Raw genomic sequence first — 13,428 nt, 5'->3', positions numbered from 1 at the left:
AATGCCAATTTTTGGGTTATCGTTCTGTATATCTTGTCGACTAAGGAGGGTCGTATGAGTTCTCAATCTCTGCCAATTTTGGACCACACTGTTCTTGAAAGGATCATCGAAGATACTGGTAGAGAAGTATTACCTCTTCTTTTCGAAAGTTATCGAGCCGAATCCAGTGACTGGATGAATACGATCAACCAAGCTATCGTTGACAAAGATACCGAACAACTTGAGTTTGGCGTTCATTCGCTGGCCAGTACATCACTGTCGTTAGGGGTTTTGGCACTTGGACATACGGCTCGAAAAATCGAACACCTCTGTTTAGCAGGAAAACTCGATGAAGCCGTTACACATCATCAACATTTGGTTGGGCTGTTGCATTCATCACATCAAGCGCTTGAACAGTTTTCCAACGAACTCGGTAGTGATACCTAACCATAGAGCCCTACATTAAGGATTATATAGGTTAAGAATATTGGTAAGGATACGTTATGAGACCAAAGGTTTTACTAGTAGAAGACTCCAATTCACTGGCTATTTTGTACCAACAGTATGTCAAAGATGAACCCTATGATCTGTTTCGGGTTGATACTGGTGAAAAAGCGAAAGCATTTATTCGTGACCAACGCCCTGCCCTAATCATTCTCGATTTAAAGTTACCCGATACCTCTGGTGAAGAGATACTTGACTGGATTGTTGCTGAACAACTTCCTACTTCGGTGATCGTTGCAACCGCTCACGGCTCGGTAGATATTGCGGTTACCCTTATTCAAAAGGGAGCGAATGACTTCCTAGAGAAGCCTATTCAAGCCGAACGACTAAAAACCTCTATTGCACTTCATCTAAAGCAATCCAAACTCGAGAAACTGATCACTAACTTTGAAACCAAATTTGATCGCCATAACTTCCATGGCTTTATTGGATCAAGTCTGCCGATGCAGGCGGTGTATAAAACCATTGAAAGCGCCGCACCCACCACAGCAAGTATCTTCATTAATGGTGAGAGTGGCACAGGTAAAGAGGTGTGCGCAGAGGCCATTCATAAACAAAGCACCCGCGCGAAACGCCCCTTTGTCGCGATTAACTGTGGCGCAATCCCAAAAGACTTAATGGAAAGCGAGATCTTTGGGCACATTAAAGGTGCGTTCACGGGCGCAACCTCCGATCGAAAAGGCGCTGCGCAACAGGCCGATGGCGGGACGCTGTTTTTGGATGAACTGTGTGAAATGGAGCTTGAAATGCAGAAGAAATTACTGCGTTTTTTGCAAACAGGACGATTTACCCCCCTTGGAGGGAGCAAAGAAATTCAGGTAGATCTTCGCATCTTGTGTGCCACCAACCGAGACCCTATGGTTGAAGTTAGAGAAGGTCGTTTTCGTGAAGATTTGTACTATCGCGTTCACGTTATTCCAATTGATATGCCACCACTTAGAGAGCGAGGAAAGGACATTATTACTTTAGCGGAACATTTTGTGAAACTGTACGCCAAGCAAGACGGAAAGCAGTTTTCTAAAATAAGCAGTAACGTTAAACATGTCATGTCGAGCTACTCTTGGCCAGGAAACGTCCGCCAGCTTCAAAATATTGTGCGCAATATCATCGTGTTAAACGACGGTAAAACGGTGGAGTTAGAGCACCTTCCGCCACCGCTCAATCAACAAACGGCGACAGGCGCAAAAGCCTCAGAGCACGCTAAGTCTGCGATTATAGGGGCCAGTTTTACTGAGTCAATCGTCTCTCCGGCTATATCGCCACCCACTGTTGAACACAACACGCCGCTGGGATCTATCGAGACGTTATCCGCTGACGTTGCTGCACCAAAGCCATCAGCAGAAATGCTGGATGAACCGCTGCCACCGTCTACACCGAGACCTGTTAGACCGATGTGGGAAGTCGAAAGAGAAACCATACAAAATGCTATCGCATACTGCGATGGTAACGTCATTAACGCAGCAGTGCTGTTAGATTTGAGCCCTGCTACGGTGTATCGAAAAAAACAGCAGTGGGAAGCACAAGAGAGCGAGATAGAGTAATGCAGTGCACCTCATCCTATCGCGGAGGAAGTAACGTGGTTCGTCATGCAACAGATATTTGGTTACTACTAGACAGTCTAACGTTCGGCGGTATCGAAAGTTATGTTTTAGAACTGGCAAAAGGTTTAAAACAACAAGGACAAGTGGCGCAGGTCGTTTTACTGTCTAAGCACGACGAAGAATCACTGCTTATCGACAAATTAAAACAGGCCAATATTCGTTTTCGTTATTTGCATCAACTGGTCGACGCACAACCCTCTACCTCGTTACCCGCTCTGGCCAAACAACTGTTTATGGCGTCGCGAAAACATAAGCCAAAAGTTATCCATGCTCATGGCTATAAAGCGAGCATTATCAATAAATTGACTCCACATAATGCCAAAACAGTTATTACCTATCACAGTGGTGAAACGCCAAAAGGCAGAGTCTGGCTGTATGATTTTATTGACCGATACACAGCCGGTCTTGCTTCACACAACTTAACCGTAAGTGCGCAGATTTCGCAAAAAATTCCTTATTCAACCACGACCTTAAACAACTTTATTGCTGTCAATAACGTGCAGCCTTCTACTGGAAAACAAGTAGCCTTTGTCGGACGATTAAGCCACGAGAAAGGCCCCGACACATTTGTCTCACTAGCCGCAAAAATGCCAGATACCGAGTTTCATCTTTACGGTGACGGCCCTATGCGCTCAGAAATCACCTTACAATCGGGTAGCAACGTCCATTTGATGGGATTTGCATCAGATATGGATGAAGCTTGGTCTAACATTGGTTTGCTCGTTATAAGCTCACGATTTGAAGGGTTGGCGATGACGGCCATAGAAGCCATGGCTCGAGGGATCCCTGTGGTCAGCACGCGAGTGGGCGCAATGGATAGCTTAATCGCACACGACATTAATGGCTGGCTAGTCGACTCTCCAGACCAGCTGGCTCAATATGTAAAACGCTGGCAACAGTTGACACCGCAACAGCTCAATAAAATAAGTCGCAGCGCTCGTCAAACGGTTGTGGAAGAGTTCTCATCAGAGGCGGTTGTGACACAGCTGCTTAATCACTATGCTATAGCTTAGCGTTACCAACCAATAAACCTCATATCGACATGGATGACGATAGTGAAAAATATTCAACGGGCTTTGCCAGCGGCATTACATAGTTCGCTGGTCATTGCGATTGCTCTGCCCTGCTCAGTGCTTGCTGACGCAATAAACGACGACATAAAAACCCTGCTGCAAAGTCGATTCGCGGCTGCGGTTATACTCACCGACAGTGATGCGCTTGAGTTTGGCTTTGCCAGTTTTGATCCTAACGAATTGATTGACACTGGCGACGACAATTTGGGCAGTGACTCTGCCATAGAAAATCGAAACAACAAGTCTACTTATATTCTTCCCTACGGATTTGATTTTGGTGCGCACAATCAGCACAGCATCAACAGCAAATTGTTTTACATCAACTCAAAGAACGACGTTTCGCTTGTCGATGCATTTGACGATAGCCAACAACTTACTGAACACAGTTATGGTGGGGCTGTGGGTTACTCGTATCAAATCCCGCTGTCCGAACATTGGACACTGTACCCGTCATTCAACACCTACCTTACCTATTATAAAAACAGCTACAGTACCGACGTACCAGAAGCCCAAGAGATTGAAGACGCATTGAATGGCCGTATTATTAACACCTCTGCCTGGGCCTTACTGTTTGAGCCGGGATTTACTCTTGATTATCGCCTGCCAACCTCCTGGGGACGATGGCACGCAAGCTCGAAATGGAACTATTTCAACGGTATTGCTTGGGGCGATGCCAATGATGGAGATATAGGTCAGCCAGATGGCTGGTATATTACCAATAGAGTGACCGGTTATTACGATCTATTAAGCCAAAAGCACACTGTATTCTTAGGAGCAAAGCGTGTTGACCTATCCGCCATTTTGCAATCTGAGTTAGGCGCTCAACACTACTACGGCGCATCTATTGGTTGGCTTTATAACAACCCAACTCACTGGGACGCAATAAAAAATATTGGTCTTGGCTTAAACCTCAATTACGGCTCTGCGCTAAAAGGTGGCAGTATCGTCTTTCATTTCAATAAATTTTAGGCTTGATGAGAGAAGCCTGCCAAGCGCAGCGCAACCTACCGAGTCTAAGTTGAAGCTACCAAGCTGATTCTCAAATTGAGAATAGCAAATACAAATCAACTTAACCGTTGAAAAACAACAAGTTAAAAACTGGCATTGCACTTGCTCTACAACAATAGACACGTGGATTATCGTGGTCTTCGTTTTAAGGAGCTGGCAATGCAAAACTCAATACCGCTACTGTTTGTACACTTTGGGGATAATTGGATCCGTGGCAGCGAAGTATGTGCGCTGAATTTACTGAATAATCTCGATAGCCATTATGTGCCTGTTTTATGGACCAACAATTGCGCTATGGCGTCAGCAGCTCGACGTGCAGGGATCACCGTTGAGTTTGAACGTTTTGATATTGCTATTAGCTTTGATTCGTCTCGACGCCGCTTTAACCTGCTAGCTTGGGCAAAGCAGCGCCGCAGAGCCATTCAACTTATCAAGCATTACCAAATCCAGCTCATCCATATAAACAGCGGTGCGCCCTGTCAATGGGTACTCGGTGCCGCTAGACAATGCAATGTTCCATCATTGACTCATTTGCACAGCCCCTACAACTTGCATGACAGAATAACCTTAGGCCTACACATTGCGCCATACATCGTGTGCGTCAGTCATGCTGTAAGTCACGCTCTCCTCAATGAAGGCTACCCTAAACAGCAATTAAGTGTTGTTCACAATGGTGTGCCCGAACCACAAAACACAGACCAAAATGTATTTAGTGTCAAACAGCACTTGGGTATAAACCAAAACGAAAAAGTCGTTGTCAGTGTGGGTTCGCTCATTCATCGCAAAGGATTTGATCGGGTAATTAGTGCCATAGAGTGCTTACACCGCCAACAGTCTCGTTGCCATTTGGTCATCATAGGTGACGGCCCAGAAAAAACCGTTTTACAAACTCAAGTTGCAACCCTAGGACTTGAACACTTCGTCCATTTCGTAGGGGAACAACCTGACGTACCTAAATGGCTCTGCAGTGATATCGATCTTATGGTTAGCGGTGCGCGAAGCGAAGCCTTTGGACTGGTTCTTGTAGAAGCCGCTCTTGCTCGTTTGCCAGTCATTGCCCCAAATGTGGGAGGGATTGGTGAAGTTGTAGACCACCTTAAAACGGGTATTCTCTATGTAAGTAACATTAATACCGCACCATTGTTGGCTCAGCATATAGAACACCTGTTATCGGATCCGCTATTGGCAAGACGCCTTGCCTACAACGCGTATCGAAAAGCCAAAACACAGTTTACTGTTGCAGCTAACCAACAAAGCATGGAGCAACTGTATCAGGAGCAGTTGGAGCAAAACCCAGCTCAGGCTCAATCTCGACTGCGCGCGCTGCTAAGGCCTGTCCCTACCCTTATAGACCATATCAAACGCCGCTGGTTGTCCAATTCCTCCTCTGCGACACAAGGGTCTGCATTATGAAAACCAATACGACAACGTCCACTATTGTGTTTGATCCCATCCCTTTCCATGGTGGATCCAAAGTGGCAACTTCGGCGGCGTTAAAACAGTGTCCCGAGACCAGCAAACTCTATATTTTGACCGCCACCCCCAACAGTTGGAGCAAAGGCTTGCCTAGCGCTCATATCCAGACATTGTCGATAGCTGCTGTCTTGTTAAAGCAAACAACAGGGATAGGCTACTGGTTAAAGCAGTTTTACCTTACTGTCTATTTGGGGTTATTTTGCGCTCGGGTAAAAATGACAAATAAGCGACAACCGCTACAACTGGTTCTTGCGTCAGGTCATGGTGTCGATATGGCGGGCTACTGGTTGTCGGCGCTATTCGCCATCAAGATCACTCAATTGATCCATGGCCCTGTAGGAAAGAGTCGTCTCTCAAGTTATGCATTTCGACAAGGTCATCCCACTTTTTACTTACCGAGCGCTAAAGACTCTTTGTTGGCACTTAACCAAGACGGTGACAGCTTACCTCGCAACTGCTTACCCTTTGTTAATGGATTGGACAAGCAGGATTGGCCGACCTCAATTGAAGGTTCATTTGACTCGACTTTGCAAATTTTCTGGGCAGCGTCGCTGTTAAAATGGAAAGGCTTGTCGGTGTTAGACGAGGCATTGCAATTGAATCACTTGGACCAACAATTCCGAACACGCATATGTTACATACAACCTAAAAACTCACATCAGCCACAAAGTTCGTTGCCAACTACGCTTCAAAACTGCGTATCCATGCAGAATCCGAAAAATCTTGACCTTATTCGAGCTCAAAGCCACCTGTTTATTTCGACCAGTCATCAAGAACCCTTTGGCTTGTCGATACTGGAAGCATTAGCGGCAGGGCTAGTGGTAATAATTCCTAAAGATGGGGCTTATTGGGATCAGCAATTAGAACATGGCGTTGACTGCTTCAAGTATCAAGCAAACGATCCATTCGCACTTAATCTTTTGCTCGGCCAACTGCTTTTAAATCGTCCGAAGCTAGCATACGTCGCATGCAATGGGCAGCGCCATGCCCAGAGGTACCATGCACATACTTGTTACGCTCCCATTGTTGATGCGCTAACCTCACTTGACACCACAGCATGCCGACACAGCAGTCGTCGAGCATTATCGGCATTGAGGATTAAGTCATGACAGAAAATGCCACCGTTACCAGCAAAACTCGACCTGAGAACGCAAGTGCCACAACGACCGATAGACGCAATCCCATCGTATCAATGCTGCTTTATGCGTTCGCACTATTTATTATGAAAGGTTTATCGCTGTTGATGTTACCGATCATTACGCGATTTTTATCACCTGAAGTCATTGGTCAGTTAGAAATTATAGCCGTATCAACATCCTTTATCGGCTTATTTTTTAGTCTATCGCTGCATGAAGTGCTGTATCGTTTTGTCGCGCAAAAAAGTGGTAGTGCACAAAACAAAGCCGCAGCAGAGCTATTTTGGCTAACCTTGTTGTGCTCAACCGTTGGAGCAGCGTTACTCACCACTGTTGTCCAACTGACCTCACCAAACCTGTATGGCCTCTCCAAAGACGTACTTTCTTTAGCGGCGCTGTCTCTTAGTATTGAGGGGGGACTTGCCGTTGGGTTGGCCTGGTTACGTCTTCAAGATCGCGTGAGGTTATTTTGCGCAATCTGCGTTGCCGGCAGTGCCCTACAGGTTGCACTGGTGCTGGTTGCACTCAACGCTAACTGGGGGGTATTTGGCATCGTATCAGCGGGAGTGATCGCGCACTCTTTGCAGCTGTTCACTCTTGTTTTAGTGACAGGATTTACCCGTGTGTTACCCGATATCCACACCATTCAGCGCTACCTAAAATATTGCGTTCCAATGATGCTCTCAGGACTGTGCGCGTTTGGGTTAAATGGTGCAGAGCGCTACTTTATCGCTGAGTCAAGCGGGCTGGTTGCATTAGGATACTTTGCTATCGCTGCAAAGTTTGCTTTGGCAATGTGTGTACTGGTGCAACCCTTTGGGATGTGGTGGATGCCCAAGCGATTTGCGATGCTAACCGATAATCCTCAAAAGGCCTGCGACATCACCCAGTTAGGTATTGTATTGGTATGTACATTAGCCATTATCGTCACTTTTTTTGGACAATTTGGCATCACTTTTATTCTCCCTCAAAGCTATGCTCCCGTTGCGACGATCATATCAGGCACGATTTTCATGGTGTTGGGCAAAGAGTGCGCCGAACTGTTGAATCTATCTTTGCTGAGTCAAAAGCGCACCGTTTCGCTATTAAGGATTAATATCACCATTACACTCATTACCCTCGCTGGGTGTTACCTGTTAATGGATCACGGGCTATGGGCGCTAATGATTGCTGTAGGCGTTGGTCAGTTAATTCGAGCACTAACCATTTTGCTCGTCGGCCAATATGGTCAGCGTCTACCCTATTCTTATATCACCCTATCATCGACTCTTTTGGTGACTATTGCGGCCATATTGGGCCTTTCCCTTAGCTCTCATGCGCTAATGTCTTTAGTTACGACTTTGGGTGCTTTAGGCATTCTAGCGGCTATCGCCTCTACATTGGTTACCCAATCTAGGAGCTACCAGACACCTAGAGGTCTCAGCGATTGGCGTCATAAGTTGTCTCGTACTCTTACGCAGCAAAGGGTGAAGTCATGATAATGAGCCGCTACCCAAGTGTATTGATGTGCTGCGCTTACGTTATAGTAATTGTTGCACTGTGGGCCAAGATCCCGCACCCCGCGGTCGCCGCCGCACTTGGCCTATTGCCCATTGCTGCTTTGTTAACGATCCGCTATTTATTTATTTGGGTTTTGCTGTTTGTGCTGTTCTCTTTTTTCCGCCTACATGAAGTATTTCCAGTCCTTATGCCTTTTAAACTGCCCATGTTGCTGTCGTTGGCAGCATTAGGCTCGCTGGCGTGGCACAGTTTAGTTAGCCGAAGCCTTACCTTGTACTGGTCAAGACCGATGAGTTGGTTGTTTGCGTTTTGGATCTGTGTGATTGTTGGCTTAGTCATGGCGTCTAACCGTGGTATCGCGATTTCATCATTCACCAGTGTCTATTGGAAAATCATGGTCATGACACTCGCCATAATCTGGGTTGTCAATCACCCTACAAAACTCAAGTTGGCATGCTGGGGAATTGTTGCAAGCGGTTTATTGGTCTCTCTGGTCGCAATTCAAAATGCCCTTTTGGGTATTGGCCTAGTTGAAGGCAGTCGCGTCACAATAGGCAGAAGTATTGGCTCTATGCTGGGTGACCCCAATGACCTTGCGTTAGTTCTTCTTTTTCCTCTAGCGTTCGCCTGTGGCATTGCGTCTACATCAAGGTTAAGTAACAAACTGCGCTTTTTGACCGTTATCGTGTGCTTAAGTTTATCCTTTGCCATAATCCAAACTCAAAGCCGAGGCGGGCTACTAGGAATGATGACCGTCTACGCCGTTTTTTTACAGCAAAATATCCGTTCTAAAACCGTACTTATTTCATTAGCAGTTATTGGTGCGGTGGTTCTTTACTTTGTTGCAGGTATAGGAGAACGAGCATCAGGAGGCGCCGCAGAAGCCGGAATCGACGCCTCAGCAATGGGTCGATTATATGCGTGGGAAGCCGCATTCAAAATGGCATTGGATAATCCTTTAACCGGTGTAGGGCTAAACAATTTCTACTTTAATTACTATTTCTACAGCCCTCATTGGGATGGCCTCAATCACGCGGTACACAGTACTTGGTTTGGAGTGATGGCAGAAACAGGATTTTTAGGGCTGTTTGTGTTTCTGGGTTTAATCGTCTCACTGGCTAAAACGGGAGTGGCGACTTTAAAACGATTGAAAAGCGCAGACAATCCGCCTACTTACCTGTTTGTTGCAAGCAAGGCGGTAGTCGCAGGATTAGCAGGTACCGTGGTTTCTGGTACCTTCTTAACCCAAGGGTTTGTATGGCCGATCTATATCCTTGCAGCAATAACCATCGCTGTCGCGCAACTTAGCGAACAGCAGCCCACGTAACATTTTCTTCCAAAAAACAAGCACCTCAAATAACGCATAATACGCCACTGAGTAACCGTAGTAACTGACTGCCAGAGAGAAAAAAGAGTGCGTAACACGAGATCGCACTGGCGGTCCAGGGCAGCAAATCAATGGGCGCTTTATAGACTAATAAAATCAGACCCGTTTGCAAAATCATAAACACCCAGAACCATATCGCGCCCTTCGTTGGCCTATTTTGGAAGCGCCGTCTCCTTGATGAAAGTCTGTTATCGCATTTCAACAAAGCTGTGATTCTCATTTTGAGAAAATGTAAGCGACACTTGTTAACCCATTGTTATTATTCGTTTTAATAAGTGGCACAGATCATGGATTACCCCTATACACCCATTAATTGGATGCCGTCCGAGGAGTCGACCATGACAACGTCCCTAAACCACATGAAGGTTTGGTTAAAACACAGTGAATACCCGTTGGCAAAAAAGCTGTTTCGTTTGGCTAAGCGAATTCGAACCTTTGAAGTTAGAATGCCTAAAGCGGTTAACTTTTGTATCTACACCATTTACGTCGCTATTCGCTCGTTGTGTGGCGTAACATGCCGTTTGTTTATTGCGCAACCTGCGTTCCGTGGTCGCTGCGAAAAAGTCGGCTCACAGCTTTACCTCTATGGTGGCGTTCCACTGATTACAGGCCCCCTTCACATCGAATGTGGCGATCGATGTCGTATTTCTGGTCACACAACCTTTTCTGCAAGCAGTCATGTTTGCCAACCCACTCTGTTTATTGGCAATAACGTAGGAATAGGCTGGCAAACCACTATTGCAGTAGGCACAACGGTCAGTATTCATGACAATGTACGAATAGCAGGTGGCTGTAACTTATTTGGCTACTCTGGACACCCTCTAGACGCCAAGTCACGTGCCGAAGGCAAACCCGATGAGCTAGATCGAGTAGGCAGCATTACAATAGAAAAAGACGCATGGCTGGGAAGCCGGGTGATCGTTCAACCTGGTGTAGTCATTGGCGAAGGTGCCATCATTGCGGCAGGCAGCGTAGTAACATCAGACATTCCATCGTTTGTCATCGCTGCAGGCTCACCAGCAAAGGTGATTAAGTCACTCTCACCGTCGGCTCAGCGTTTTATCCCCAACAAGCATAAGATCAATAATAACGGCCACACCAAACACACGGAGGCCAAATCATGCGCGATCTAATTGTATTTGGTGAAGACTTTAATGGCCTGCCCTCAAGCACTCAACATTTGGTCAAACACCTTTCGACGACTCGAAAAATCCTATGGGTAAACTCCATTGGGTTGAGAAAGCCCAAACTCACAATCAACGATGCTAAACGTGCCATTGGCAAGCTATTTGGCGCGTCAAAATCAGATTTTCGTGGAACAGAAACCTCTTCCACAACACCACACAATATCGATGTGGTGAACGTGCGCACCATTCCAGCACCTAGCCGTCACTGGGAGCGCCAACTTGCAAAATCTCTGATTCGCGCCCAACTCGTTCCAAAGATTGAAAAGCTTCAATTACAGGCACCTATATTATGGACCTCACTGCCCACAGCCGCTGACCTTTGCGGCCAACTAGGCGACACCAACGTGGTCTATTATTGCGGTGATGACTTTGGCGCTTTAGCCGGCGTAGACCATGACACTGTTACGACACACGAACAAGAGCTGTCGAACAAAGCCGACCTCATTTTAGTGGCAAGTGCGAAAGTGCAGCAAAAGTTTCCTGCATGTAAAACCACGCTCATCCAGCACGGCGTTGATTTTGAACGTTTCACCCAACCTACCCCTCGCGCGCTAGATTTACCGCAAGGTAAACCCATTGCTGGATTTTATGGTAGCTTATCAAAATGGTTGGATTACCCCTTGCTCAACCAACTTATTGCAAACATGCCCGATTGGAATTTCGTTTTTATTGGCAAAAACGAGCTTTCTCATTCGCCGCTCAATCCAGCGCCCAACTTACATTTACTTGGTCCAAAGCCTCACTCCGCACTGCCCAGTTACAGCCAACATTGGCAAGTCAGCCTGTTACCGTTTTTAGACACGCCGCAGATCCAAGCTTGTAGTCCGCTCAAACTGTTGGAATACATTGCCGCAGGAAACCCTGTGGTGCATACCCACTTTGATGCCGCTAAACCCTACCTTTACCAAACAAACCTGGCTAATAATGCGGCTCAATTTGAGCGAGCACTTCGCACCTACCAGGATCTAAAGCAACCACAGCCTGCGTCAATCCAACAGGATAGTTGGTCATCGCGAGCTCAATTTGTAGATTGGTTATTGGAGTTATTATGACAGAGCTTACTGCACGGGTGACGCACATCATTCTAGCCGCCTGGAGACGTCGAGTACTGATTCTGCTGCCCACTTTGCTGTTACCTATTGCGGCGGTATTTGTGAGTAACAATGCCCCAAAAAGCTACACTTCTCACACCAGCATGCTGATCCAAGAAACGTCAAAAATGAACCCGTTTTTGCAGGATTTAGCGGTTTCCTCGATGCTCAACGAACGGATAAGTGGCATTAAAACGCTGCTTAAAAGTCGTCACATACTCACTATGGTCGCGCTAGAACAAGGCTTATTCGAAGAGGGCGATCCAGAAGGATATAAAGATGAGGTTATGGCAAGAATTGGCGCCAACTTAACGGTGACTCAATTGGGTAAAGACTTACTGAAAATTCAGTACACCTCTAACGAACCAAGTGGCATGAAATCGCTACTAGAGTCAGTAAGTGAGCATTTTATCGAGCAGATTTTAGCGCCCGAACGCAGTTCGATACGTGATTCTAGTGAGTTCTTAGCCGGTCACATCGATACTCGATTTGAACAGCTGCAGTTAGCCGAGCAAAAGTTGGCCGACTTTACCAATCTAAACTCCAGTCTCACTCCGGAAATGCAATCACAAAGCTACGCACAAATTGCCAGTTTAAGACTTACCTTGGCTGAGAAAGAAGCCGAGTTGTTGGGGGTCGAAAAAAGCTTGGGTAGTTTGGACGATCAACTGTCTAAGACCAACCCCGTGGTGGGCCGAATCGAAGAGCAGATTATTGATATCCGCAGTGATTTAACACTCTTGCAAGCCAAGTACACCAACAGTCATAGCGCCGTTCAGGCAAAACAGAGAGAACTGAAACGTTTAGAGCAAGAACGTGCATTACTTTTGTCCGCCAATCATCCCACTTTAAGTGCTGACCAATTATGGGATGTTGCCAGTAGCCAAAAGATCTCTACCTCAACCACGACTCAACCTTTGTTAATGTCTCAGCTTGAGCGATTGCAACAAGTACGTGGCAGATATGAGGCTCTAAAAGAAGAAACCATCACCATGAACGCCATGATCATCGATCTTGAGCAACGTACCCAACAATTTGGTGACAAAGCCAAGCAGATTTTTAGGTTACAGCGCGACGTTGAACTTAAGCGCGAGCAGTACGAAGCATTACTGCAGCGTTATGAGATGGCGCAATTAACGGGCAGTCTTGGCGATTTTGAAGAAAACAAACGGGTGAAAGTGATCGATCGTCCCTATACCCCAAGCACTGCCAATAACCTCCCTACCGTGGTTTATATCGCCGCAGGAGTCGTCGGCGGGTTAGGACTAGGCATTGGTCTTGCTATCGTATTTGAACTGTTTGATTCCACGATCAGAAATCGCTGCGACATAGAAGCAGTCACCGACATTCCAGTGGTGTCGTGTTTGCCTAATTTTAATCAAGTCGCTATCCAACTTGCTTCTCAAAATGAGAAGCCAACCTGAATGACAATTAATAACCTTTAAAAACAATTAGTTAAATATTGGCACGTACTATGCAGTTCACT

At 46.2% G+C, this 13,428-nt stretch carries 11 protein-coding genes; all 11 read left to right on the top strand.

All coding sequences use genetic code 11. From position 1 onward, the window contains the following. Positions 1 to 54: 54 nt before the first annotated feature. The 11 genes from ST37_RS14805 to ST37_RS14750 all read left to right on the top strand — a co-directional run bounded on the left by ST37_RS14805 (position 55) and on the right by ST37_RS14750 (position 13,366). The gene (locus tag ST37_RS14805; RefSeq protein WP_084887712.1) at positions 55 to 426 is read left to right on the top strand and encodes an Hpt domain-containing protein; all 372 of its coding nucleotides are present in this window, start codon (positions 55 to 57) and stop codon (positions 424 to 426) included. Between the two features lie 56 nt (positions 427 to 482). Beyond that, positions 483 to 2,024 (top strand): sigma-54 dependent transcriptional regulator, encoded by a 1,542-nt coding sequence (locus tag ST37_RS14800; protein ID WP_084887710.1) that lies wholly within the window; start codon positions 483 to 485, stop codon positions 2,022 to 2,024. Next, a complete protein-coding gene (locus ST37_RS14795; protein WP_084887708.1) occupies positions 2,024 to 3,097 on the top strand; it encodes a glycosyltransferase family 4 protein in 1,074 nt (357 codons plus the stop codon). The genes ST37_RS14800 and ST37_RS14795 overlap by 1 nt, the downstream gene beginning before the upstream one ends. A 42-nt stretch (positions 3,098 to 3,139) precedes the next feature. Then, positions 3,140 to 4,126, top strand: coding sequence for a Solitary outer membrane autotransporter beta-barrel domain (locus ST37_RS14790; RefSeq protein WP_172401007.1), 987 nt, complete (start codon positions 3,140 to 3,142; stop codon positions 4,124 to 4,126). Between the two features lie 198 nt (positions 4,127 to 4,324). Next, the gene (locus tag ST37_RS14785; RefSeq protein WP_084887703.1) at positions 4,325 to 5,578 is read left to right on the top strand and encodes a glycosyltransferase; all 1,254 of its coding nucleotides are present in this window, start codon (positions 4,325 to 4,327) and stop codon (positions 5,576 to 5,578) included. Further along, positions 5,575 to 6,750, top strand: coding sequence for a glycosyltransferase (locus tag ST37_RS14780; RefSeq protein WP_084887701.1), 1,176 nt, complete (start codon positions 5,575 to 5,577; stop codon positions 6,748 to 6,750). The genes ST37_RS14785 and ST37_RS14780 overlap by 4 nt, the downstream gene beginning before the upstream one ends. Then, on the top strand, positions 6,747 to 8,255 hold the full coding sequence (locus tag ST37_RS14775) for an oligosaccharide flippase family protein (RefSeq protein ID WP_084887699.1): 1,509 nt from the start codon (positions 6,747 to 6,749) through the stop codon (positions 8,253 to 8,255). The genes ST37_RS14780 and ST37_RS14775 overlap by 4 nt, the downstream gene beginning before the upstream one ends. A 2-nt stretch (positions 8,256 to 8,257) precedes the next feature. After that, positions 8,258 to 9,604, top strand: coding sequence for an O-antigen ligase family protein (locus ST37_RS14770; protein WP_084888154.1), 1,347 nt, complete (start codon positions 8,258 to 8,260; stop codon positions 9,602 to 9,604). A 398-nt stretch (positions 9,605 to 10,002) separates the two neighbouring features. Continuing rightward, entirely contained in the window at positions 10,003 to 10,797 is a 795-nt protein-coding gene (locus tag ST37_RS14760; RefSeq protein ID WP_084887695.1) for an acyltransferase, read from the top strand. Further along, positions 10,785 to 11,903: a glycosyl transferase gene (locus tag ST37_RS14755; RefSeq protein ID WP_084887693.1), complete on the top strand. Its 1,119-nt coding sequence runs from the start codon at positions 10,785 to 10,787 to the stop codon at positions 11,901 to 11,903. Before ST37_RS14760 ends, ST37_RS14755 begins: the two co-directional genes overlap by 13 nt. Then, complete coding sequence (locus ST37_RS14750) at positions 11,900 to 13,366, top strand: Wzz/FepE/Etk N-terminal domain-containing protein (RefSeq protein ID WP_084887691.1); 1,467 nt, start codon at positions 11,900 to 11,902, stop codon at positions 13,364 to 13,366. Before ST37_RS14755 ends, ST37_RS14750 begins: the two co-directional genes overlap by 4 nt. The last annotated feature ends 62 nt before the right edge of the window (positions 13,367 to 13,428 follow it).

The organism is Vibrio sp. qd031 (assembly GCF_002100145.1).
Lineage (GTDB): Bacteria > Pseudomonadota > Gammaproteobacteria > Enterobacterales > Vibrionaceae > Vibrio.
The sequence above is the reverse complement of the archived record's forward strand: the minus strand, read 5'-3'. Positions and strand labels throughout refer to the sequence as shown.